Origin of the sequence: Microcoleus sp. C2D2, from assembly GCF_036702495.1 — a bacterium.
Classification (GTDB): Bacteria; Cyanobacteriota; Cyanobacteriia; order Cyanobacteriales; family Microcoleaceae; genus Microcoleus.
On sequence record NZ_JAUBTO010000004.1, the window covers coordinates 64274 to 87311 of the forward strand.

The window sequence follows — 23038 nt, forward strand, 5'->3', positions numbered from 1 at the left end:
AAAAACCGCTTTAAGTAGCTCTGCGGCCGGAATCGAGTACAACTTCAGCCATCGTGAAATCGCGTTTAATCGCCAGATTGTTGAGATAGCCGATCGGATCGTCAGCATTAAACACCGAGCCGTCAAACAAGCTGAGAGAACCGCGAGTGTAATTAATATCAGCCATCCCCAGCTCTCGCGCCGCCGTGCTGAACGCACCGACTCGCACCACCCGTTCCAGAATTTCCACCCAGTTGCGCGGGAACACAGTATCGCCCCAGCGCGCCATCTGCACCATGTGCCAGAGTTGTTCGGTGCGGCTTGGGCGATTCACCCCCTCTCCAGAAAACAAGTGGTGGGCGTATTCCCGCATCGGAGTATCGAGGTTGCAAGCAACAGATTTCGGGTCGCCTAGTTGGATGTAACTCTTATCAGTAGCGACGTACTCTCTTCCCGCGACAATTTCTGAAACCTCGGCGGCGTGATTTGGATCGGCGCAATAGTGGCAAGCTTCCAGCAAAGCTTTGACTAGAGCAATGTGAGTGTTGGGATAAGCATTTGCCCAGTCTTCCCGAACTCCGAGAATTTTCGCGGGGTGTCCGGGCCACAGTTCCAAATCTGTCGCCACTGTAAAGCCGACTCCTTCCATCGAGGCCCGCAAGTTCCAAGGTTCGCCGACGCAGAAACCGTCAATAGTGCCGCCCTGCAAGTCAACGATCATCTGAGCCGGTGGGATATTTTTCAGCAACACATCGCGATCCGGGTCAATGCCGCCGGAAGCCAGCCAGTAACGCAGCAACAGGTTGTGCATCGAAGAAGGGTGCACGATCGCCATACGGTGCGTTTGCGCGGGCGTTCTCTGGAGCATTTTTTTAAAGTCTCCCAGAGTGTAGATCCCTTGGTCGTAAAAGCGCCTCGCGAGGGTAATTCCGTTGCCATTGCGGCTCATGGTGAGGGCTGTAACCGTCGGAATCGGCTTCTCTTGGTGGCCCCCCAAGCTCAACCACACCGCCATCCCAGAGGGCATTTGAGCTGCGTCTAAGTAACCTGCGGCGATGCCGTCTACGATGCCGCGCCAGCTTGTTTCCCGCACGAGGTGGACTTCATCGAGGCCGTGCTTGGCAAAAAAGCCTTTTTCTTTGGCGACAGCGAGGGGAGCGCAGGCTGCCAGCGGAATAAAGCCGAGTTCGAGGTTGACTTTTTCCAGGCCGTGGCGGGCGATCGCGGGTACTTTCCGCGCCCGCAGTTTTTTCACCCGCTTCTGCTGGTTGAGGAAGTAAATCATTTCGCTACGTAGAGCGTAGTAGCTGGGGTGTGAGACGACTTCCATGCGCTGGCGTGGGCGGGGGATGTCTACTTCTAGAATCCCGCCAATCTTCGATTCTGGGCCGTTGGTAAGCATGACAATGCGATCGCTCAGCAACACGGCCTCATCCACATCGTGCGTTACCATCAGGGCGCTGATTTCGTACTCTTGGCAAATTTCCATCAACTTTTCTTGCAAGTTGCCGCGAGTCAAAGCATCCAAAGCGCCGAAGGGTTCGTCTAAGAGTAACAGTTTGGGGCGCAGGGCCAGAGCACGGGCGATCGCCACGCGCTGTTTTTGTCCGCCCGACAGGAGTGCGGGTTGCTTGTCGGCGTGGGGCGTCAAGCCCACCATATCGATGTGTTTTTGAATGATTTCGAGGCGTTGGGCCTTGGGTAACCCGCTCATCACCGAATCTACAGCTAGAGTAATGTTTTCTCTGACCGTCCGCCAAGGTAGCAGCGAATAGTTTTGGAATACTACCATGCGATCGGGACCTGGCTGCGTGATTCTTTGCCCGTCAATTGTCACCAATCCGGATGTCGGCAAATCCAAACCTGCCACCATATTGAGCAGCGTAGATTTGCCGCAGCCCGAGTGTCCAATTAATGAGATAAATTCGCCTTTTTTAATTTCCATATCGATGCCTTTGAGAGCAATGTATGTGCCACCGTCTGATAAATTAAAAACTTTTTCCACTTGTTCTACTGCAATCAAAACAGACATGATTTTCTTGCCTTTTTTGTAGGTTTGTGATTTCGATAGCTGCTAATTAACTTCCCAGGCAGAGCCTAGAAGTAGAGTAGAGGGAGAGACTGGAAGCATAAATCCTGTGACTTTCCCGTAGAATATTATCTACTTCTTCCCTCTTCTTCCTTCGTGTCCTTCGCGTCTTCGCGGTTAAATAATCCTAATTCTTCCGACCCCAAACAAGTAACTCAAAACTACTTTCCTTGAGGGGGAGCAATCTTTTGCTGCAACCAAGCCATCAGCCGATCGAGCAACAAACCAACAGCCCCAATGTAGAACACCGCTAACAGAATTTCGCTGATGTAGTTTTGCTGGTAAGCATTCCAAATAAAGAAGCCGATACCCGTAATCCCAGACATCACAATTTCCGCAGCAATAATCGCCAGCCAAGCCAAACCGATCGCAATTCTCAATCCTGTGAAGATATAAGGAAGCGCCGACGGAAACAAAATATTCATGTAATATTCCTGACGAGAAAGCTGCAGCACCTTCGCCACGTTGTTGTAATCGTCGGGAATTTGGCGAACACCTTCAGCCGTGTTGATTAAAATCGGCCAAACTGAAGTGATAAAAATTACGAACAAAGCAGCAGGTTCGTTTTGTTGCAGTGCAGCCAGGGCGATCGGCACCCAAGCCAAAGGCGCCACCATCCGCAAAAACTGGAAAATCGGATCTAAAGCCTTATTCAAGAAGGGATTCGTACCTACCACAACTCCCATGCTGATTCCCACAGCGGCCGCGAGAGTGTAGCCTTTTGCCACCCGTTCCAAACTAGCCAAAGTCTGCCAAAATAAGCCGACTCCGTAGGTTTTGGAGTTCATAAAAGGATACATCAACAAGATCCGCGTCCGTTCGTCAGTCCAAACGCTGATCGGGCCGGGCAACTTGATAATTCCCAAACTCGACAGGAACTGCCAAACTAACAGAAATCCAATTACTCCCAAAATTGGCGGCAAGATATCCGGGGAATTCTTCTTCCAAAACTCGCCAAATGAGCCTTTGGCATCGACTCCGCCTCTCCGATTTGCGCTGACAGCCATCTTGTTAATCTCCTATGTTTCTGCTGTTTTTTTCTAGACTAAATTATGCGAACCTAAGACGCCATCACGCTTTTTTAATTGCCAAACTATTAATGTAAGCTTCTGGCTTTTCCGGGTTAAATTCTTTGCCATCAAAGAACTTCTCAATGCCGCGAGACGTACTTTTCGGAATGTCAGCCTCAGCAACTCCGGCTAATTTTGCTGCGGCTTTCCACAAATCTTCTCGGTTGACTTTATCGATGATTGTCTTAGAATCTGCCAAGGTTTTTGTTGGCAAGAAACCCCAGCGCACGCTTTCCGTTAAGAACCACAAATCGTGACTCTTGTAGGGATAGGAAACGTTGCCGATGTCGTCTTTCCAGTACAGCGGACTGGTCTTGAAGTCGTTGATGTCTGGTTTGCCGTCGCCCATGACATACTTGCCTTCATAGGGAGGCGTCAAAACCGTGGGAGATACGTCAAAGAAATTTTTGCCAGAAACAATGGCGACCAATTCGGCTCGATGTTCGGGCTTGTCGCACCACTGCTGGGCCTCAATTAGTCCTGCGAGTATGGCTTCGGTGGCTTTGGGGTGTTTGTCTACCCAGTCGCCGCGAATTGCTAGATATTCCTCTGGATGTGCTTTCCAGATTTCGGCAGTCAGGGCGGACATGAAGCCGATGTTTTCTTTGACAATCCGCAGCGGCCAGGGGTCGCCGGTGCTGAAACCGTCCATGCTTCCGGTTTTCATGTTGGCCACGGTTTGGGCGGCCGGTACTGTTAGCAGTTCGACATCTGCGTCGGGATTGATGCCGTTAGCTGCCAGCCAGTAGCGAATCCACAAGTCTTGGTTAACTTTGGGAAAAGTGTAGGCTGCTTTGAAGGGCGTGCCTGCTTGTTTGAGGCCTTTGATGTAGTCTTGGGCCGCTCGATCTAGTTTAAGTCCGATGCCTTTGCCTTGGTGTTTGGCCGCGATCGCAATTCCATTTCCCTGAGTGTTCAACTGGGCTAGAACATACATCGGGATTTGGGCGCTGTTTTTGGTAATCAGACCTTTACTAATTAGATAAGGCATCGGCATTTGCCACTGGCCGCCGTCAATGCCACCGCCGGCAGAGCCGATTTCTACGTTATCTCTGGCCGAGCCCCAGTTGGCTTGTTTAGCAATTGTTACCTCAGTCATGCCGTATTTGGCAAAAAAGCCTTTTTCTTGGGCAATGATTAAAGGTGCTGCTTCGACGATCGGGATATATCCCAATGTGATTTTAGTGCTTTCAATTCCTTCGACTCTTTTCTCGTTGGCAACAGCCATTACTGAGGTAGCCGCGGGTATTGCGCCGTCAGCACCGGCAGTTGCACCGGGTTCTGGGGGATTTCCCAAACAGCCTTTGAGCAGTATTGAACTGACAGCAGATGCACCTGCTGTGACGATAAATTTACGCCGAGAAAATTGCTCTGAAAATTTTGTCATAGTCTAGCCTCGCTGCAATTCATAATCTTCTGTAACGACATCACTGAAGTTTATCAATGCGCTTTTTTTCTGTTCGCTAATGGAATGCGAGCGAACTGTTTTGAGCGCAGGTTGGCAGGAGGGAGCTAAAGATTTATCGCTAGCATAAGTCTTTAAACTATCCCTGCTGATTTGACTTTTTTGATTAATATCGATATTTCGATCGGCCGAGTTGTGTGAACTCACTTTTTGCGAGCCGCACGTTTTCTTGGCTTGATAATTAACTCTACCGTACTCGTGCGGAAATTATAAAACAATTATTAAATTTGATTGATAAGTAAATCTTTTAGGATGACGCTATCGATAACGAACCGTTGGTCAGGGCGATCTGGTTTGCTTATCAAAACTGGTTCAAACCAAGACTTGCGGGGTAAAGGTTGTAGCGAATGGCGATCGGGGGGCCTTCAAATCTATTGTCAATAAGCGACAAACATCTGAGCCCCCGTACATTTAGTTTGTTAATATATGTCTACTTTTTTAAGGTCGCGGTTAATTGTAGTCTACAATACAGAAATAATTTTTTGTTACGGTAGTGCAGTTGCTTGAATTTCTAACCATTCTGCTTGACTTTCAATTAAACCGCTCTCGTTGGGAGGATTGCGTTCCATATAAATACTTACTAACTCCTCAAGAAAAGTATCGTAAATTTCTGGAGGTATTCTCGTACTCAAAGAAAACCAATCTTTTTCAACTCGTTGCTTTATTTCTGTTTTGCTATTATTATCCTTTAACGGGTAGGAATAAATTTCTACGCTATTTGTAGTAAATCCCACAGCTTTTAACATTTCTCTATATTCTGCAGGCGAATAAAACTGATAACTAAGATTATTTAATTCTTTCCATTTACTATCCAGGAGTAATTCTTGCAACACAAAATGAAAAGAATTGTTAGAGCCTTCACCTAAAAACGATAGTAAAATTTTCCCTGAAGGCTTGAGGGCTTCTTTAAACCTTGTCAGCACGGGGATATGATTGTGGATATAATGAAGAGCTCCACAAGAAACAATCACGTCAAATGAATTTTCAAATTCAAGGCTTCTCGCATCGCCTACTTGAAATTCTAGATTCGGGTGATTTTGCCGATCGAACTTATTTTTAGCAAACTCTATAACTTCCGGAAAAACATCACTACCAATAACATAACTTTGGGGCAACAATTTTGAAATTTCTGCCGTTATTCTCCCGTCTCCACATCCTACGTCTAGAATTTTTTCGTCACCTCGCAATTGGAGTTGTGATATTAAATCCATCATGCGAAGATGAAAGGGAAAAGGGTTATTGTAGTAAGAGTCTATAGAAGATGAATACATAGCTAAAAAATATTAATTGCAGATTAATCATTAACTTTCAACGATTTAAATTAAATCACACCTACTGCATTAATGCACAGAGTTTTAACATTTCGTCATAAAGGTGAGCGAACACACCTGCCAGTGGGTATATAGGTATTGCCCGGATACGGATATGGTTGGCGAATTGCGATCGGTATATCGAACAGTGCTTTTCACTTCCAGGAAGAGCCCGCTCACCGATGTCCAGAGTCCGAGCCTCGTTCTTTTAGCAGGAAAATTGGAGGCTCTTCCTCCGGATCTGCGTTACCAGGCTCTGCCTGGTAACGAGTAGAACAGGATTTACACAGCACAGCACGATTTGATTCAATGGTTAACTGGTTTTCATTGGTGTCAAATAGGCGCTTAATTGTAAGTGATTTACCGGACTAGATATTAAATGCTAAAACTTTACAGTTCCGGAAATTAGAGGTACAAGATTATGACACTTATAGTTGCACAGAAACATATAAATTTACAAAAGTCGATCGCAGTTATTTGTAGCATCATCACCCTAGCATTATGTGGAAGTGGACTGTCTGCTGATGCCGCCGAAACGCGATCGGAAAACAGTAGACGAACATTTGCTGATTGGTGTCGCCAAAAAGATTCTTTGAGTCCTGAAGCTAAACATACTGTTGAGGTGCTGTTGCGGCAAGCGGGGACTACTGAGTGCGATGCGGCCGATCGGACACTTTCGAGTCTCACGGATCTCGACCTCGAAAACTATCAAATCGGCGATATCAAACCGCTAGCATCCTTGACTAACCTGACGGAGCTCGACCTCGGCTACAATCAAATCAGTGACATCAAACCGCTAGCATCCTTGACTAACCTGACGGAGCTCAACCTCGGCTACAATCAAATCAGTGACATCAAACCGCTAGCATCTTTGACTAAGCTGACTGGGCTGGCTCTCGACAACAATGAAATCAACGACATCAAACCGCTAGTATCTTTGACTAACCTGACTGTTCTCTCTCTCAGCAACAATAAAATCAACGACATCAAACCGCTAGTATCTTTGACTAACCTGACTCGGCTAGGTCTCAGTAGCAATGAAATCAACGACATCAAACCATTGCAATCCTTGACTAAACTGACTCGGCTCGATCTCCACTTCAATGAAATCAACGACATCAAACCGCTAGCATCTTTGACTAACCTGATTCGGCTAGGTCTCAGCAACAATAAAATCAGCGACATCCAACCGCTAGCATCTTTGACTAACCTGACGGAGCTGATTCTCTACAACAATAAAATCAGCGACATCAAATCGTTAGCATCTTTGACTAACCTGACTCGGCTGGGTCTCTACAACAATAAAATCAGCGACATCCAACCGCTAGCATCCTTGACTAACCTGACGAAGCTCGACCTCGGCGGCTTTCAAATCAGCGACCTCAAAGTGCTAGCATCCTTGACTAACCTGACTTCGCTCCACCTCGAAAACAATAAAATCAGCGACATCAAACTGTTAGCATCCTTGACTAAACTAACTGTGTTGAAGCTCGACAAGAATCAAATCAACGACATCAAACCGCTAGCATCTTTGACTAACCTTATTTGGCTCTCCCTCGAAAACAATCAAATCAACGACATCAAACCGCTAGCATCTTTGACTAAACTAACTGGGCTCAACCTCAGCGGCAATCTTCTGGGCGACATCAAGCCGCTAGAATCCTTGACTAAACTGACAGATCTCTGGCTCGACACCAATCAAATCAACGACATCAAACCATTGCAATCCTTGACTAACCTGACTACGCTCGGTCTCTACGACAATCAAATCAGCGACATCAAACCGCTAGAATCTTTGACTAACCTGCTTGAGCTCTATCTCGGCGGAAATCCGATCGCTCCCGAAACTTGCCCTCTCAAGCGAGAGTCTATCTGTAATTGGGAACGCAGCAATAATTGGGAACGCAGAAATTAAATGCTAAAACTTTACAGTTTCTGTAAAACAAAGAAATCCGGTTTCTTGAAGAAACCGGGTTTCTGAACACCCGAAATACTAATGGCAGTACCTACAACTTCGATTAATTGGGCGGATCGAATCGGTTGACAGACAAAGCAACACCGATCGCCGGTAGCGCTACGCCGAAACAAATCAGCCACCGATCCAGATTCAGCGGAGCCGTCTCAAATATGCGATTGATAAACGGAGAATTAGCAAAGATCGTCTGCAAAATCACCGCCACGACAATTCCCACACCGAATTGTCATCGATTCTGGGCCGTTGACTGGGAGAATGAAGCTAATTGCGGTGTTAGTTCGATCGTCCTTTACTGCTAAGAATTGATTTAAGGGCTGAAATTCGCTCGCCTTGGCCGTAGCGATGCGATCGCCTGCGATCGTTTTCACTTGGATGCCGGAGGTTTGACAAGCTTCGACGGCTGCGATCGCAATTGATGATTCAATGCTATCAATTGCTAGTCTGCTAGCCCAAAAGACAGAGCGCCAATTAGACAATTGAATTGAGATTTTGGGCTGCCTCGTTCAATTGTTGAGTGCCTAACTTGGTTTGATTAATACCACATTGTTAACAGCTTTTGCCACTTCCGAGAATGCTGCTGCCGTTTCTTGACTAATTTTGGTTCCTTCTGCTACTGTTTTAGTACCTTCCTTTGTCACCGTTACGGTGGAATCGATCGCATTCTTGATATCAACGACCAGGTTGTTAATCTTCTCGGCTGATTTCTTACTTTGATCTGCTAGGAAGGCGGATTTCTGTGGCTATGACAGTAAAACCTTGGGCATTTTCGCCTGCCCGCACCGCTTCTACTGAGGCATTCAGTGCCAGCATATTCGTTTGATTGGCTAAATCTGTGACAGCAGTAGAGAGATTGCCAATCAGATTGGTTTGTTCGCTCAATCGCAGAATTTCTGCGGAGATTGCCCCGACATTTTCTTTCAATATTGTCATCGATTCCAGGGTTTGCTCCACTGCTAGGGCTCCCCTTTCAGTGATCTTTAAAGCTTGCCGTGCAGAGTCAGCACCAGCTTGGGCAAGCTTTGCTGATTGTTGGGAAGCACTGCCCAACTCATCCATTGTGATGGTAGTTTGATTTACATAGCTAGATTGCATTGTGGCTGTGCGTTCCTGCTCTTCAATTGTGGCCGCAATCTCTGTGGAAGAACGGGCGATCGCATTAACTGGGTCACTAATCGTTTTAGCAATACCTGAAGAGATTAAAAAGGCAGCAAGTAAGGCGATCGCGATGCCTAAGAGTGGCCCAACCAAAACGGCAGAGACTAAAAAGCGGAGATTTTCCTCTGCGTTGGAAGTTGCAGCGTCAAAAATTTCCTGCTCTTTTTCACCAAAGTAGTTATTTAATTCGTAATACTCATTCAGAGTTAATGCGCCTTTTTGGGTGAAAAAAAATCCAGCGCTTCTTTTTGCTTTCCTTGCTTTACTAACTCAATCATTTCATCAGAATAATTAGCATATTCTTATTGTAAGTCATTTTTTTTCGATCAGCTCTTTCTGGCTGGGATTTTCAATCGTCTTGCCTACAGATACGGCTAATTATTAAATTTTAGTAAGTTTTCCGGATCGTTCTTTAAATAATATTCATCCCTGTTCAAAATATAGCCTCTCCTATCTCCCACCATGTAAGCCAAGTAAAAAGCCATAGGCTCCACTCCTTCTCAGGTAGCAATTGAAATTTTTGTTTATCTATAGCGGTTCTCGGAAAGATGAGGTATTCACCAATTAATTAACAATTCCCCAATCCCCCAATCCCCAATCCCCCAATCCCCCAATCCCCCAATCTAAAATCTAAAATCTAAAATCTAAACTTGTACCTCATCTATCTGAGAAAGGCTATATATGACTCCCCTCCCAAGCTGGCGCTTGAGAAAACTGGCGCTACTAATCCTACAAATAAAGCAATGGGAACTGCATATCCGAGTAACATCCGGTTTCTCAGCTTAAAGTTGACAAACATGGCAAGATATCCTTTTGGGTTAGCTAGCTGAATTATCTGATTCTCAACCATTTACTCAGACTCATCAAAAAAAATCCGGCAAAACTTAATATCCAACAAGCGATGCAGGTCGAAGTCTTGAGGATTGAGGGTGGTTTTGCCTGCTTCGATTTTGGATAAATCCTGTTTATTCGATTGTAGCGGGGAATTGAGGAACGAAACCGAAACATCGTCAAATTCTCTCCCCCACTCGGACTCTCTCCCACTCTTGATTGGGGTGCAAGTCGATCGTATAAATGTTACAACCTAGTTAAGCGACGATATTCTCAACTTATGGAAATACTTGTGACGCTGGTGCTGGGTTCGGTGCTGTTTGTCTGGGGAATGCGCTTCGGGCGGGTGTTAGTTCGATCGGGAGTGACGGCTAACGATTTGTTTAAGGGCAGAAATTCGATCGCCCTAGCTTTTTTGGGTTTTTATATTGCCTTGCTGCTACTGGCTCTAAATCTGCCTCAAATGCCAGCTTTGCCGATCGAGTGGCGCTTTCACGGCATGGCAGTTACTTGGACTTTGCTACGAGTTATGTTGATGGGAGTGTGCGGTATTGGCTTTACTGTAAGCTGGCAGACGGCGCGATCGCAAGTAATCGCAGTAATTTTAATTTGCTTGTTGGGATTGGGAGGATTTACCAGCGCGGAAGCCTATTTTCTGGCGCCAATTTACGCTGATTTAATAGATAATTTGCGGCCAAACGGTGTATTTCGGCAAACATCTAGCAGCAGTTGCGCGCCGGCGGCGCTAGCAACAGTGTTAAGGCGTTGGGGAATGGATGCGACGGAATCGAGTGTAGCGCGTTTGGCCGGCACCAGCCGCTTGGGAACTTCGATGCCACAGATAATTGTGGCAGCAAGAGCTTTGGGAGTCAATGCGATCGAACTGGCGCCGACTTGGGAGCAAATTCAGCAAATTAATCGCCCCGGAGTGCTAGCAGTTTGGCTGTTTGACGGCCCTCGGAAGCTACCGCACGCGGTGGCTTTGCTGGGAATGAATGACAGTATAGCTGCCATTGGAGACCCAGCGCGGGGCAGGATTTTCAATTTAGATAGGGCAACTTTTGCCCAGATTTGGCGAGAGGAGTACGTGCCGATTTTTCGTTCTGCGGATATCTTGTTAAGTGACAAACAAGCTATTGACTATTTGAGTAAATTAGGATATAATAGCGGCAATTTAAAAGCAGATATCGAGCGCTTTCAAACAGATAAAAAATTGCAAGTCAGCGGTAAACTAGATAGGATGACTGAGTTAATGTTGAGCGGTAGTTTTTTGGAAGAAGTCCCCAGATTGGATGGGAAATAGTTATTGAAAATCATCAACCGCAGAGGCACTATTGACGCAGAGGGAAGAGGAATCGTGCGGGTTCCCTGAAACAATAGACCTCTTGCAAAAATAAATAGGCCGGGCTCTTCGGCCCATCCCACAAGAAAAAATAACTCTTGTGGGATGGGCCGAAGAGCCCGTCCCATCAATTGATGAAAAAGATTTTTGCAAGAGGTCTAATAGAGGTGAATTTCGGCTGCCCCGGATTCCTCTATTTCTCGATCGTTCTAATGCGCTCGCGATGTGTGATATCAATTCCGGTTACACCGTTCGGGATGGGGAGTCGGGAGTCGTCCGTCGTCCGTCGGGGAATGTGAGAATTATTGACCTTGACTCGATCGTGCCCAGGCAACCGGAAACGATATGAATTACCGTTCCAAATTTATGCCAAAACGCCAGCAAAGCGGGTTTTGAGCGGCAATTAAAATGTGGTGGATCGTGAGAATAACTCCCTTGATAGATCGAGATACATGGGATAGTTAAGCGCTCCCTCATGTTTAAGGGTGCTTGGTTTGGAGTGCAACCTGTCAACTTTTGGGTGCATCCGGGCTATCCGGAAAAACAAAATAGTTTCTCAAATTTTCTCGTTGGGTAAATGCCACGTATTGAGCAGTCATCTCTGGAGTTAGTAACTCTATCAACAATCTGTTTTCCACCCAAAGCATCATGAAATCAAAGCCGAAGCTAGTGCGTTGTACAAGCCAATCTTCACGAGCCGCAATTTGCTCAATTTGTTCAACGTTAATAGGGACAGACAACATCGCATGAGTTGCTGTAGATTGAGAAGCAGCCGTATTTTGAATGTACGCACGTAGTTCCTCACCATCACCCGGTACTATCTCAGTTCCCAAAGGATAAACTTCAATTTCTGTACCATATTCATCAAATGGAAAAATGATATAGCCACCTGGATTAAAAGGATGGGGTGTCGGTTGTCCTTGTAGAATTTCAGCTAGAACTTGGGCAACGTGCTGAGGGTTTTGAGCAGAAATAGAAAGGTGATGAATCATCCGAGTAGCTCCATTAATCAGAGGAATTACGCACAGAAAACGTAATTATTTCATTGCGAGCTGTGCGAAGCAATCTCAAAGCCTTGTTAAACCGTTACCATGGGTCCAGGACTAAATCAATTAAACTTTGAATCAACGGGATTAGCTCATGAAACTGAGCCGAAACTAAACAGCGATTGATTGGTTTCACGAGCAGTTACTAAAAAACTGTTGATTCATTCGTTCAGAGTGCTCGCAAAGATTCGATCGCCCAAGGAGATCGTCAACAATCGCACCTTGGTAGCGTGGCAGCAGGAAATTACCAATGTAACCGTAGGCAGTTGCATCTAATGTGGTGGGTTTATCTCCCATAAAAAACGGTTTGTCTGCCAGAAAGTCCGAAAGGGCTTGAAAATCAGCGCAGATAATCTGACTGATTTCTTCATGACTGTGACGACCGATTCCATGAGCTTGCATCTGAGAGATCATCGTTTTACGAAACTCTTCGGCAAACGGTTCTGATACGTCTAGCGTCGCTTCAGGAAAGAGCGCCCGTGCAACCAATGAGCGATAGTGCGGCCAGTTTTCTTCTATGCCAAAGCGAGTCTCCACGCCTCCCCAGTAGGTGTTTTCTTTGATCGTGCGGCGGAAGGCTAGAGAGGTAGCTCGCTCAACGGGAGTTAAACTAGCATCGAGATCAATTCCTTCTGTTTGCTTGAACATCTCAATGATTAGAAAAACATCACCTATCGAGTTTCCCTGATAGTCGATGAAGGGAATTTTACCCTTGGGAGCAAGCTCAAAACTTTGTGCTGTGATAATCACCTTTTTGTAGGGCAGCTTTGCCATGCGGAGCCAAGTTTCAAGCTCTAGACAGGGTGGGCTGAGGCTCGGTAGTTCCTCAAAGGATGGTGCAGTGTACAAGGCAATCATTTTCAAGACCTGGTTTACGTTGCTCGATGATATATGCTTCAATCCGATAAAGATGCGCCTGCTAGTCGTCGTGCTAACTTCAACTAATGATGAGCGATCGCGCTAATAAGTGCGGTTGCTTCGGATTTGTACTCTGCGCTAATCGCCCTGGGTTGTCCCTTTGTAACAAGCCCTGCAGCTTTAATCAAATCGGCTGCCTTTTCACCAATCATGATGGTGGGTGCATTCGTATTTCCTGTAGTAATCGTTGGCATAATCGAGGCATCCACGACACGCAATCCCTCAACACCATGTACCCGCAATTGAGAATCTACTACTGCCATTCGATCGGTGCCCATCTTGCACGTTCCCACAGGATGATAGTTGGTATCTGCCACTTTCCGAACATAAGCTTGGAGTCCTTCATCGCTAGTTACATCCGCACCGGGAGCCACTTCTTCGCCTCGGAATTCATCGAATAAATCGGTGCTGAACAACTCACGGATGATTCTCACCCCTAGCACCAACTTTTGCACGTCGGACTCATGCTCGAGATAGTTCATCCGAATGCAAGGTGAGTCTGTGGGATCGATCGAACGCAGGGTGACGCTACCGCGACTCTGGGAATGATTCAAACAGGCTGTGCTGGTAAATCCCGGCCCTTGGTTTGGATAGCCAGGAGGAACCCACAGCAGTGGGCCTGAGGAACACTGTAAATCTGGCGCAGCATCTAAATTACCAAAATAATTGGGTTTAAAGCCCCGTCCTTGTAGGACGGCTTTCTGTGCTATACTTACGCTAACACGACAGGCGTAACTATGTTGGTATTTGAGGCAAAACTTGAGGGAACGCAGCAGCAGTACGAGAGGCTAGACGAAGCCATCCGCACTGCTCGCTTTGTTCGCAATAGTTGTCTCAGATACTGGCTCGACAACAAGGGAATCGGCAAGTACGAGTTAAGTGCCTACTGCGCTGTCCTAGCCTTAGAATTTCCCTGGGCCGCTAAACTCAACTCGCAAGCGCGTCAGGCTTCTGCAGAAAGAGCTTGGTCTGCAATTGCGCGGTTCTACGACAACTGCAAAAAAAGCAAACCAGGGAAAAAAGGCTTTCCGCGCTTTAAGAAACATCACACTCACGGCTCTGTTGAATATAAAACAACAGGTTATAAATTGTCGTTCGATAGACGTACTATCACTTTCACTGATGGTTTTGAACCCGGAAGCTTTAAGCTGTGGGGAACTCGCGACCTACACTTCTATCAATTAAAGCAGATTAAGCGAGTCCGCGTAGTTCGTAGGGCTGACGGTTACTATGTGCAGTTTTTGATAGACCAAGAGAGGTTAGAAAAGAGAACACCAACTGGTAAAACACTAGGTTTGGATGTTGGCTTGACGCACTTTTACACCGATTCAGATGGTCAAACAGTTGAGAACCCGCGTCATCTCAGGAAGTCCCAGAAAGCACTCAAACGACTGAACCACCGTTTTTCGAGAACAAAAAAAGGCTCTAAAAACAGAGCCAAAGCGAGAAATCGATTAAGCAGAAAACACCTCAAAGTAAGTAGACAGCGTAAAGATTTTGCCGTGAAACTGGCAAGATGCGTAATCCAGTCTAGCGACTTGGTAGCCTACGAGGATTTGCAGGTGCGAAATTTGGTCAAAAATAGAAAGTTAGCCAAGTCTATTTCTGACGCTGCATGGTCTAATTTCCGGCAATGGTTGGAATATTTTGGCAAAGTGTTTGGAGTGGTAACAGTCGCTGTGCCTGCGCACTACACTTCGCAAAATTGTTCTAACTGTGGAGAAGTTGTTAAAAAGTCTTTGAGTCAAAGAACCCACCGCTGTGTGCACTGCGGTGTTGTACTAGACCGTGACAAGAATGCAGCAATCAACATACTTGAGTTAGGACTTCGTACCGTGGGGCACACGGAAACGTTAAACGCCTCTGGAGACATCGACCGCTGCATTGGTGAGGTAACTCCTCAATGTAAGTCGAGTCGTGGAAAGAGGAAGCCTAAACAGTGATGTTTAGAATCCCCGACCGTTTACGGCGGGGAGGATGTCAACCGCTTCGATCAACAACACGGTGGTTTCAGGATCTTCTGTCAGACGATTGGCAACAACACAACCTGCCGAACCTGCACCAATCACAATGTAATCGTATTGAGTCATCATATTTTCTTCCTATGTTTTTGCGGTCGATCGCAGCTTGGCCGCGCCTCACTGTTTTTGACAATTGGGAACAGTTGAATCACTCATTCTAGGTTCAGACAGCTTGACTTCCCATCCTGGTAAATTCCACCAATTAACTCGCTGATTCTGCTGAATCCAGAAGTTTAGTTGCGCGATATTGCCATCCTCAAATCTGAGTGTGGGAAAGGTAGGATAACTGGTATCATCGGTTTCGCGATAAGTGCGTCCCAGGTAATTTATGCAGGTCGTTAATCCCTCAGTAATTCCCAATTCTTCCACTCCCGTTCCCTTCAATTTAGCATCATCGTAGCTGAAGGAACCGTTGAATGTATTGCCCGCTAACCCGCCTTTGGTAACAGTGATGGTGAAATCGTAGGTTACGGGGACTGCGCAGGCTTGGGTTGCAGTTACAACTGTACTCAGAAGAGTAGAGGCGATCGCCACCGAGAGTTTTGAAATTGCGGGCACACTCGCATTCCGAAAAAGAACAACACTATAAATTTCGCTTTCAATCATCTGGAAACTCCTTGATTACACTTCTCTAGTAAGTGATTTAGCGGATATGATATCATAAGTAATCAGTTAAATGCGATCGCAGCAGACTACCAAGCCCACAAAACTTACCGCTTCTGGTGAATAGTGTATACTTTTTTGGTACGGTCAACCCCAACAGAAAACGCTCGTCTTTAATCGCCAAGAATTAACTGAGTAGATTTAACCACATTCATTCCCGCTGCCCCAAATCTTTGAAAAGCTGCATCTGCTTGTTCCGTAAAATCAACAACACCCGGAACAACCACAGGAGAAGTGCAATCTTCCAGTAAATAAACCTTCTTAGCTAATTTCCTATCTCGCGCCCAAATTTCAGTCAGCAAATCATCAATCGTCCAAGCAACGCAGTGACTTTTCGCTTGTCCCGCAATAATTATCGCATCAAAGCCTAGCAACTTCTCAATAAAAGAAGCATTTTTTTGAGCAATAGAATTGCCATCCGACCCGTCTAAGACTTCCGGCCGCAAAACAGAATAGTTTTCTGTTAGCGGATTCCCGCCTTTGATTTCAAATAGTGCTTGGCTGTTGCGGGCGATGCTGTGAAAAAATATTGCTTCTTCCACGGCGGAAACCAGGGCGTGTCCGATGCCGCCCAGCATTGAGTGATACGGCCAAATTGTCAGGGGATATTTGCCATCTTCGCTGAGTTTGTGCACGTAGTGGAGTGCGTGTTTTTGCAGTGCTGAATAGTTGCCGGCAGCGATGCTGTGGGCAACGGCGGGATTGACTTTCCAGATGCCTTGCTGCACGTCTTCTAAAGTAATTGATGTGGCGGCGGGTAGGGGATGTTCGCCTGCTTCATTTATCCAAAAGATTGGATGAAAAATTTGCATGGCGGTGTGGGTGTCCATTGTCGGCGCAATGGTTGTAATTGCGTTTAAATTGCGGTAGATAAATTCGCACAGCCGCAGGTTGTCATCGACAGCACCGCTACCGGAACGCCCGCCCACAAATAGTTCAAATTCGGGCAAGCAAAAGGTATTTTGGGCGTCGATTATCAGCAAACAAATGCGTTTTTTGTCGCTGGCAGCGGGCTGGATGCTGTATTTTTCCGCCCATTCTTTAGCTTCAGCGGCGCGTTCTTGGTAGGGAACTCGCCAGACTTCGCTGACTTTTTTGGTGTCGAAATAGTCGGGGGTTGGGAGTTGGGTTTTTGCTGTCATGGCTGATTTATTTTGGGGTGAGTTATCGGATTTTAGATTTGAGATTTTAGATTTTAGATTGAATAGTAGTATAATGCTGAGAGCTATTTGCGGGTGAGTCATGCCAATCAAACAAATTCAAGATTTTGCTAGGGGAAGTTTTAAACGAATATTATTGCTTTTTTCCCTCTCCGCTTTAGTTGCTATCTTAATTCTAGCAATTCGGTCTTTTTATGTTCAAGATTTTTTAAGAAATGTCTTAATGCAGATCGAGCATCTAGGCGCTTGGGGCCCAGTAGCTTTTATTGTCACCTACAACCTAGCTACTGTACTATTTATACCTGGTTCTGTGTTGACTCTGGGAGGCGGGGTGATTTTTGGTCTGTGGTGGGGTTCGGTTTACGTGTTTGTCGCGGCAAGTTTAGGCGCTACGTTTGCTTTTCTGATCGGGCGATACTTGTCGCGCGATCGCGTGGTAAAATATATGGAAGCTCACCCTAAGTTTAAAGCTCTCGATCGCGCCGTTTCCCAAGAAGGATTAAAAATAGTTTTTTTGACTCGTCTCTGTCCTTTATTTCCGTTTAATTTATTAAATTACGCTTTAGGGATTACTCAGGTTTCTTTGAAAGATTATGTGCTAGGTTCCTTCGGCATGATTCCGGCAACAATCTTGTATGTTTACTCGGGTTCTTTGGTGGGGGATATGGCTGCGATGGGCGCCGCAACTGCGTATACAAATCCCCAAGCGTCAGCAGTAAAATGGTTGATTAATATCATCAGTTTTATGGCTACTGTCGCTGTTACTGTCTCTATCACTCGGATTGCTCGCAAGGCTTTAGATGAAACTATTTAATTAGGATAATTTGCTAATGTCGCAGTCAAAAGTCGATCGCGTAACTGTCCCCCCGATGGACGAACACAACCAGAAATTAGTCTCCTATTTGCATCCGCCAGATTGGGTAAATCCGCAACCGGCTAGTTCTTATAATTTAGTAGTAATTGGCGCCGGACCCGCCGGATTAATTGTGGCTGCTGGTGCCGCAGGTTTGGGCGCAAAAGTTGCTTTAATTGAAAAACATTTAATGGGCGGCGACTGTTTGAATGTCGGTTGCGTGCCGTCAAAAGCTTTAATTCGAGCGTCCCGCACTGTCGGCGAGATCTGGAAGGCCAGTAAATTTGGCGTTCATGTTTCTAACGGTGCAGAAGTGGATTTTGCCGCTGTAATGGAACGGCTGCGCAGCATCAGGGCGGGAATCAGCGATGTTGATTCTGTTCAACGCTACCAGCACAAATTAGGAGTCGATGTTTTCTTAGGTTCCGGTCGTTTTACTAGCAATAATACAGTAGATGTTGCAGGTCAAACTCTCCGCTTTAAAAAAGCAGTAATTGCCACAGGAGCAAGGGCGCTACAACCACAAATTCCCGGCTTGCAGGAAGCTGGATATCTTACTAATGAAACTGTCTTTAACCTCACGGAAAGGCCACAACGCTTAGCTGTAATTGGCGCAGGGCCGATCGGCTGCGAATTAGCTCAAGCCTTTCGGCGCCTGGGTTCGGAAGTCGTATTGCTGCACAAAAATGCTCAGATTTTAGACAAAGAAGATGCGGATGCTGCTAAAATCGTGCAGCAGGCTTTTGTACGCGAAGAAATTCAACTAATACTAGAATCCCAAATAGATCGCGTTGAGAAAACAAATGCAGGCAAAGTAATTTATTATAAATCTCAAGGTAAGGAAGCATCGGTAACAGTAGATGAAATTATTGTGAGTACAGGGCGATCGCCCAACGTCGAAGGATTGAATCTGGAGGCTGTAGGTGTCGAATACGATACACAAACTGGCGTCTTTGTCAACGACAACTTGCAAACTACTAATCCCCGCATTTATGCCGCAGGCGATATTTGCATGAAACATAAATTTACTCACGCTGCTGATTTTGCTGCGAGGATGGTGATTCAAAACACTCTATTTTTTGGGCGCAAAAAGCTCAGCGCTTTGACGATACCTTGGTGTACTTACACAGACCCGGAAATTGCGCGCGTCGGATTGGGCGATCGCGAGTTGCAAGCCGCAGGGATCGATCTCGATACGTTTTTGATTCCTTTCGATAAAGTCGATCGGGCAATTATTGACGGCGAAGAGGAAGGATTTGTGAAAATTCACGTCAAAAAAGGCAGCGATAAAATATTAGGTGCAACTATTGTAGCGCGACACGCTGGGGATACGATCGGCCAGATTACTTTGGCAATGGTTAACAATATTGGTTTGGGAAAGATTGCTAGCACAATTCAACCGTATCCGACACAAGCTGAGGCAATTCGGAAAGCAGGAGATGCTTACAATCGCACTCGTTTGACTCCGTTTGTGAAAAATTTGTTTAACCGCTGGTTGGCTTGGACGCGATAAGTAAATAATCTCAAATCTGTTATCATCGGAATTATTCCTATCTCTCTTCTCTCGATCTGCGTGAATCAGCGTGAATCCCTTGTCATCTGCGGTTAATACATTCTCTTTTTTTAACCGCAGATGAGGGCAGATAAACACAGATTAACGCAGATTAATTAGATCGAGTCCGGCTTACTTTGAGTGTAGCATTAGGAGTTGGGAGTTTATTTAACCCCTGGCTGGGACGCCATAAGTAAATAATCTCAAATCTGTTAGCATTGGAATTATTCCTATCTCTCTTCTCTCGATCTGCGTGAATCAGCGTGAATCCCTTGTCATCTGCGGTTAATACATTCTCTTTTTTTAACCGCAGATGAGGGCAGATAAACACAGATTAACGCAGATGAATTAGATAAATTCCGGCTTACTTTGAGTGTAGCATTAGGAATTGGGAGTTTATTTAACCGCTGGCTGGGACGCCATAAGTAAATAATCTCAAATCTGTTAGCATTGGAATTATTCCTATCTCTCTTCTCTTTATCTGCGTGAATCAGCGTGAATCCCTTGTCATCTGCGGTTAATAAATTCTCTTTTTTTAACCGCAGATGAGGGCAGATAAACACAGATTAACGCAGATGAATGAGATAAATTCCGGCTTACTTTGAGTGTAGCATTAGGAGTTTGGAACTCGCTGGCGCAAACAAACCCTGTCTTAAAAATCCCCTTCATCTACTTGGAATACTGTCAATCCCAAGCGTCTCCACATATCAACAACTTGCTGGCGATCGTCCAAAACAAATTTAATGTTATATTTCCCTTCCATATGCTGCCGATACAACTCTTCCTTCATAATCGCATCCTTCCTCATATCTCCGGTTTTCCGCAGATAAAGAGCGGCATAATTGACTTCATACTGCTGCAACCATTTTTCAGTTTGAGGCTGACAGTCATCTGTTCGGCCCGACACTACAATAATATGGGCGCTGGACTGCCACTTGCGAACGGTATCTAAAACCGGCGGATTGGGCAAATCGCGATCGCACCTCGAAGCATCAAAAGGATTTCTGCCGTTGAGAAGTGCCAGCGTACCGTCCATATCCACAATAATTGCATCCGGCAAATTCGGGTTATATTCCGGCGGCCCAACGGGAACCCGCACGTACTTATTGTACATCTTCACGATCACCTCTTTGCCCACCGAATTAAGCCTTTTCAAATCCCGTTTAATACATTCCTCAACCGGAACTTGCAGGAAAGAATCATTAACTTCGACGATGGCTTTACCTTTTACCAACTGTTTGATATGCTCGATGTGAGGTCCGAAATTAGTATCATCAACAATGACGTGCTTGCCGCTTTCTAAAGCCATCAAAATAATCGTATCTCTCAACTGCAAAATAAACTTTTCATGCGTCGGCGACCAATGAGAAGCGTGAGCCATTTCTCTGAGCAAATCTTTATTGCTACGCACCCACTTTCCAGGTTCAGACAGCAGCAATTCCCTAGCAAATTGAGATTTTCCAGAAGCGGGTAAACCGACAAGTATAATAACTCTTTTCATGGTAATTAGAAGGAAGAAGCAAGAAGGAAGAAGCAAGAAGGAAGAAGGAAGAATGCTCGTACAGCAAACTTTTTAGCTGTATCTTAGGTTTAATTAGGTGCAGTTCTTTATTCAGTCAGCTACAATATAATGTTAATCTTCGTTCGTAGTGAGGACTAAAGTTCTCATTCAAGAAACGACTGTAGTCGTTACTACAAACCTAGATGGATGTAATCTAAACCCAATAGCTCCTCTATTTTATAGATATTAACATCACGGAGAGCTTCTTTCACTCCCGCAACTCTTCGGGCTCGCAAAGAAAACAAAATCCCGGAATACGGCAAATGTTTCACAGCTAATGCAAAATCTTTCTGAACTTCGATATGTTCGTGCTGTCGGTAAGCTTCCTCGATTTCTTCAACCAAAGATTGATATTTGTCCTTAACTTGTTGATACAACTCACTCCACTCAGGAAAATAAGCTAAAAACTCTTCTCCTTCATTAGTTAAAACAATTTCTATCAGGCGGCGGGTCGAAAACCCTTCGCGCAGATGGGAAATTGCGACATATTGCGGAGACTTAACTTTAACTCGGTTGAAGTTAGCGTCGCAGATAATATACCCTTCCGAATCCATCGGATCTAAATGTTGAGCCGCTTCCATAACTTCTTTCCAGCTAGTTAAAGGATAGGATGCGACCAATTCCCATCCGTATTTATTTGCCCAAATACTCGGATCTGTTTCTAGCAGCGTTTGAGTGTTGCGAACCCCGTGCAGCACGATTTGATTCTTTTTTGGCTGGACAACTATTCTATTGTAAGGCGTTATCAATTCAAAGATAAAACACTGGTTGGTTTCTTCCGGCAATTGATATCCCAATTCTTGCCAGACTTTCCAAAAAAGTTCGGCAAAGCTGAATCCAAAACCATTAACTTCGCCGGCGGCGTCGGGAGTGCCGCTAGATTGCACTCTCCATTCTCCCTTGTAAAAATACAGTACAGTCAGAGAACCGTCTAGTTTTTCATAAACTTTGGCATGACTCCAATCAATTGCAGCGGCGTGAATTTCTCCGTAATTAAAAAATTTGTCGTACGGATAAGAAACTATCTGCCAATCTTGAGATGAATCTAAAATAATGCCTCGGCACTGCTGGACTATTTTTTCGCCTAGGGGAGATTCTATCTGCGAGTATTTCAGACAGACTAGATCGGGATCTTGGCGGTGGCGGGTAACTTTGATATGATAAGTTTCGGACAAGGTTTCCAATCCGTGCTGGCGTAAATAATCTTGCAGTTCCACGTTCTCTTCCTAAATTTGTCGCCTTTTCTATTTTATCGCTAACTGCATATTTTAGTGAATTTGTAAAAAAAATTAAACTTGCTTTTTTTCTGAATGCCTATTGTAAGCTTTGTATTTTGGAGTATCATTGTAAATAGGTGAATGCGCTTTACCGAAAAACTGGACTATTTAGACATCAAGGAAAAAAAGAGTGAACAATAAATTATTACTTTTGGCGACTTCGGCGTGTGTATTGACTGCTTTAGTACCTGTATCGCGAGTTTTTGGTGCGTCCGAATTGTCGCAGCGACCGCCGGAAACCAAATCTGTTGCTGTAGCGGGTACGGCTGTTCCGGTAAGTCAAATTTTGCCAAAGTTAAAAGGCAAAACACAAGTACCAATTTTCCTCCCCAGTCAGCTTCCTATTTCGCAGAAGCTTTACTATCAAAGCCAAGCGATAACGGACAGCTATACTATTTCTATGGAGTATACACCAGATTGCCGAGGTGCGGGAGCTTGCTCTTTTGGGGAAATTCGAGGTCAGAAAGGCGGTGAGTTTTCTACCAAACTAGAAGGGGTAACTAAGACTTTAAAAAATGTTCAACTGGCTGACGGAGTGAAAGGAGTTTTTCACAATGGTTGCGGGGCTTACTGCACAGCAACTCTCGAGTGGAAAAGTCAGGGTTTTATGTATACCGTAGCAATTAAAAACGGACTGGAATCTGATTTAATTTTAATAGCAAATTCTGCTATTAAAGCTGGGAAGCGTTAAGTTCTGTAGTCGGGGACGCACAACTTCTATCTTTAGGGTGCTCCGTGCGTACCTTACCGTTATTGTATGATATATCTTAA

The 23038-nt window shown here is 45.4% G+C and carries 22 protein-coding genes; 7 read left to right on the top strand and 15 right to left on the bottom strand.

Annotated features, from left to right (window positions below; genetic code table 11):
• Positions 1 to 10: 10 nt before the first annotated feature.
• From QUB61_RS02565 to QUB61_RS02580, 4 genes are all read right to left on the bottom strand, one after another.
• Complete coding sequence (locus tag QUB61_RS02565) at positions 11 to 2011, bottom strand: nitrate ABC transporter ATP-binding protein (protein ID WP_333123053.1); 2001 nt, start codon at positions 2009 to 2011, stop codon at positions 11 to 13.
• Between the two features lie 218 nt (positions 2012 to 2229).
• Positions 2230 to 3075 (bottom strand): nitrate ABC transporter permease, encoded by an 846-nt coding sequence (gene ntrB, locus QUB61_RS02570; protein WP_333123049.1) that lies wholly within the window; start codon positions 3073 to 3075, stop codon positions 2230 to 2232.
• Positions 3076 to 3139: 64 nt separating this feature from the next.
• Positions 3140 to 4525 (bottom strand): CmpA/NrtA family ABC transporter substrate-binding protein, encoded by a 1386-nt coding sequence (locus tag QUB61_RS02575; protein WP_333123045.1) that lies wholly within the window; start codon positions 4523 to 4525, stop codon positions 3140 to 3142.
• A gap of 563 nt (positions 4526 to 5088) precedes the next feature.
• Positions 5089 to 5874 carry a class I SAM-dependent methyltransferase gene (locus QUB61_RS02580; protein ID WP_333123042.1) on the bottom strand — a complete coding sequence of 262 codons (786 nt, stop codon included), beginning with the start codon at positions 5872 to 5874 and terminating at the stop codon, positions 5089 to 5091.
• Positions 5875 to 6334: 460 nt separating this feature from the next.
• Between QUB61_RS02580 and QUB61_RS02585 the strand changes: the two genes are divergently transcribed.
• Positions 6335 to 7828: a leucine-rich repeat domain-containing protein gene (locus QUB61_RS02585; protein WP_333123039.1), complete on the top strand. Its 1494-nt coding sequence runs from the start codon at positions 6335 to 6337 to the stop codon at positions 7826 to 7828.
• A 103-nt stretch (positions 7829 to 7931) separates the two neighbouring features.
• Here the strand turns inward: QUB61_RS02585 and QUB61_RS02590 are convergent, their stop codons facing one another.
• The 3 genes from QUB61_RS02590 to QUB61_RS02600 form a co-directional block, all read right to left on the bottom strand.
• On the bottom strand, positions 7932 to 8081 hold the full coding sequence (locus QUB61_RS02590) for a hypothetical protein (RefSeq protein ID WP_333123036.1): 150 nt from the start codon (positions 8079 to 8081) through the stop codon (positions 7932 to 7934).
• Positions 8062 to 8364: a hypothetical protein gene (locus QUB61_RS02595; protein ID WP_333123033.1), complete on the bottom strand. Its 303-nt coding sequence runs from the start codon at positions 8362 to 8364 to the stop codon at positions 8062 to 8064. Before QUB61_RS02595 ends, QUB61_RS02590 begins: the two co-directional genes overlap by 20 nt.
• Before the next feature lie 229 nt (positions 8365 to 8593).
• Positions 8594 to 9136, bottom strand: coding sequence for a methyl-accepting chemotaxis protein (locus QUB61_RS02600; RefSeq protein ID WP_333123030.1), 543 nt, complete (start codon positions 9134 to 9136; stop codon positions 8594 to 8596).
• Between the two features lie 1018 nt (positions 9137 to 10154).
• Between QUB61_RS02600 and QUB61_RS02605 the strand changes: the two genes are divergently transcribed.
• A complete protein-coding gene (locus QUB61_RS02605) occupies positions 10155 to 11177 on the top strand; it encodes a cysteine peptidase family C39 domain-containing protein (RefSeq protein ID WP_333123028.1) in 1023 nt (340 codons plus the stop codon).
• A 139-nt stretch (positions 11178 to 11316) separates the two neighbouring features.
• On the top strand, positions 11317 to 11565 hold the full coding sequence (locus tag QUB61_RS02610) for a hypothetical protein (protein WP_333189799.1): 249 nt from the start codon (positions 11317 to 11319) through the stop codon (positions 11563 to 11565).
• Positions 11566 to 11725: 160 nt separating this feature from the next.
• Here QUB61_RS02610 and QUB61_RS02615 read toward each other — a convergent pair whose 3' ends face one another.
• The 3 genes from QUB61_RS02615 to QUB61_RS02625 all read right to left on the bottom strand — a co-directional run bounded on the left by QUB61_RS02615 (position 11726) and on the right by QUB61_RS02625 (position 13734).
• Positions 11726 to 12208, bottom strand: a complete 483-nt coding sequence (locus QUB61_RS02615; RefSeq protein WP_333128756.1) for a hypothetical protein — start codon at positions 12206 to 12208, stop codon at positions 11726 to 11728.
• A 186-nt stretch (positions 12209 to 12394) separates the two neighbouring features.
• A complete protein-coding gene (locus tag QUB61_RS02620) occupies positions 12395 to 13120 on the bottom strand; it encodes a glutathione S-transferase family protein (RefSeq protein ID WP_333128758.1) in 726 nt (241 codons plus the stop codon).
• A gap of 83 nt (positions 13121 to 13203) precedes the next feature.
• Positions 13204 to 13734, bottom strand: a complete 531-nt coding sequence (locus QUB61_RS02625; RefSeq protein ID WP_333128760.1) for a GMC oxidoreductase — start codon at positions 13732 to 13734, stop codon at positions 13204 to 13206.
• A 183-nt stretch (positions 13735 to 13917) separates the two neighbouring features.
• Here QUB61_RS02625 and QUB61_RS02630 point away from each other — a divergent pair, with 183 nt between their 5' ends.
• The gene (locus QUB61_RS02630; protein ID WP_333128763.1) at positions 13918 to 15123 is read left to right on the top strand and encodes a transposase; all 1206 of its coding nucleotides are present in this window, start codon (positions 13918 to 13920) and stop codon (positions 15121 to 15123) included.
• Between the two features lie 3 nt (positions 15124 to 15126).
• Here QUB61_RS02630 and QUB61_RS02635 read toward each other — a convergent pair whose 3' ends face one another.
• The 3 genes from QUB61_RS02635 to QUB61_RS02645 form a co-directional block, all read right to left on the bottom strand.
• A complete protein-coding gene (locus tag QUB61_RS02635) occupies positions 15127 to 15273 on the bottom strand; it encodes a lycopene cyclase family protein (RefSeq protein ID WP_333128765.1) in 147 nt (48 codons plus the stop codon).
• 45 nt (positions 15274 to 15318) lie between these two features.
• Complete coding sequence (locus QUB61_RS02640; RefSeq protein ID WP_333128767.1) at positions 15319 to 15807, bottom strand: hypothetical protein; 489 nt, start codon at positions 15805 to 15807, stop codon at positions 15319 to 15321.
• A gap of 170 nt (positions 15808 to 15977) precedes the next feature.
• Positions 15978 to 17006 carry an isochorismatase gene (locus tag QUB61_RS02645; RefSeq protein WP_333128769.1) on the bottom strand — a complete coding sequence of 343 codons (1029 nt, stop codon included), beginning with the start codon at positions 17004 to 17006 and terminating at the stop codon, positions 15978 to 15980.
• A gap of 100 nt (positions 17007 to 17106) precedes the next feature.
• Here QUB61_RS02645 and QUB61_RS02650 point away from each other — a divergent pair, with 100 nt between their 5' ends.
• On the top strand, positions 17107 to 17838 hold the full coding sequence (locus QUB61_RS02650; RefSeq protein ID WP_333128771.1) for a TVP38/TMEM64 family protein: 732 nt from the start codon (positions 17107 to 17109) through the stop codon (positions 17836 to 17838).
• Between the two features lie 16 nt (positions 17839 to 17854).
• Positions 17855 to 19390, top strand: a complete 1536-nt coding sequence (locus QUB61_RS02655; RefSeq protein WP_333128773.1) for a mercuric reductase — start codon at positions 17855 to 17857, stop codon at positions 19388 to 19390.
• Between the two features lie 691 nt (positions 19391 to 20081).
• On the opposite strand, the gene QUB61_RS02660 is transcribed toward QUB61_RS02655, so the two are convergent.
• Complete coding sequence (locus tag QUB61_RS02660; protein ID WP_333128775.1) at positions 20082 to 20930, bottom strand: phosphatase domain-containing protein; 849 nt, start codon at positions 20928 to 20930, stop codon at positions 20082 to 20084.
• Positions 20931 to 21121: 191 nt separating this feature from the next.
• Complete coding sequence (locus tag QUB61_RS02665) at positions 21122 to 22207, bottom strand: T4 RnlA family RNA ligase (protein ID WP_333128777.1); 1086 nt, start codon at positions 22205 to 22207, stop codon at positions 21122 to 21124.
• A 190-nt stretch (positions 22208 to 22397) separates the two neighbouring features.
• Here QUB61_RS02665 and QUB61_RS02670 point away from each other — a divergent pair, with 190 nt between their 5' ends.
• Positions 22398 to 22958, top strand: coding sequence for a hypothetical protein (locus QUB61_RS02670; protein WP_333128780.1), 561 nt, complete (start codon positions 22398 to 22400; stop codon positions 22956 to 22958).
• Positions 22959 to 23038 lie beyond the last annotated feature (80 nt).

What these genes read in the sequence shown, in the direction of transcription:
- QUB61_RS02565 (WP_333123053.1), bottom strand. Translation starts at nt 2,011, where the DNA reads ATGTCTGTTTTGATTGCAGTAGAACAAGTGGAAAAAGTTTTTAATTTA.
- ntrB (WP_333123049.1), bottom strand. Translation starts at nt 3,075, where the DNA reads ATGGCTGTCAGCGCAAATCGGAGAGGCGGAGTCGATGCCAAAGGCTCA.
- QUB61_RS02575 (WP_333123045.1), bottom strand. Translation starts at nt 4,525, where the DNA reads ATGACAAAATTTTCAGAGCAATTTTCTCGGCGTAAATTTATCGTCACA.
- QUB61_RS02580 (WP_333123042.1), bottom strand. Translation starts at nt 5,874, where the DNA reads ATGTATTCATCTTCTATAGACTCTTACTACAATAACCCTTTTCCCTTT.
- QUB61_RS02585 (WP_333123039.1), top strand. Translation starts at nt 6,335, where the DNA reads ATGACACTTATAGTTGCACAGAAACATATAAATTTACAAAAGTCGATC.
- QUB61_RS02605 (WP_333123028.1), top strand. Translation starts at nt 10,155, where the DNA reads ATGGAAATACTTGTGACGCTGGTGCTGGGTTCGGTGCTGTTTGTCTGG.
- QUB61_RS02615 (WP_333128756.1), bottom strand. Translation starts at nt 12,208, where the DNA reads ATGATTCATCACCTTTCTATTTCTGCTCAAAACCCTCAGCACGTTGCC.
- QUB61_RS02620 (WP_333128758.1), bottom strand. Translation starts at nt 13,120, where the DNA reads ATGATTGCCTTGTACACTGCACCATCCTTTGAGGAACTACCGAGCCTC.
- QUB61_RS02630 (WP_333128763.1), top strand. Translation starts at nt 13,918, where the DNA reads ATGTTGGTATTTGAGGCAAAACTTGAGGGAACGCAGCAGCAGTACGAG.
- QUB61_RS02635 (WP_333128765.1), bottom strand. Translation starts at nt 15,273, where the DNA reads ATGATGACTCAATACGATTACATTGTGATTGGTGCAGGTTCGGCAGGT.
- QUB61_RS02640 (WP_333128767.1), bottom strand. Translation starts at nt 15,807, where the DNA reads ATGATTGAAAGCGAAATTTATAGTGTTGTTCTTTTTCGGAATGCGAGT.
- QUB61_RS02645 (WP_333128769.1), bottom strand. Translation starts at nt 17,006, where the DNA reads ATGACAGCAAAAACCCAACTCCCAACCCCCGACTATTTCGACACCAAA.
- QUB61_RS02650 (WP_333128771.1), top strand. Translation starts at nt 17,107, where the DNA reads ATGCCAATCAAACAAATTCAAGATTTTGCTAGGGGAAGTTTTAAACGA.
- QUB61_RS02655 (WP_333128773.1), top strand. Translation starts at nt 17,855, where the DNA reads ATGTCGCAGTCAAAAGTCGATCGCGTAACTGTCCCCCCGATGGACGAA.
- QUB61_RS02660 (WP_333128775.1), bottom strand. Translation starts at nt 20,930, where the DNA reads ATGAAAAGAGTTATTATACTTGTCGGTTTACCCGCTTCTGGAAAATCT.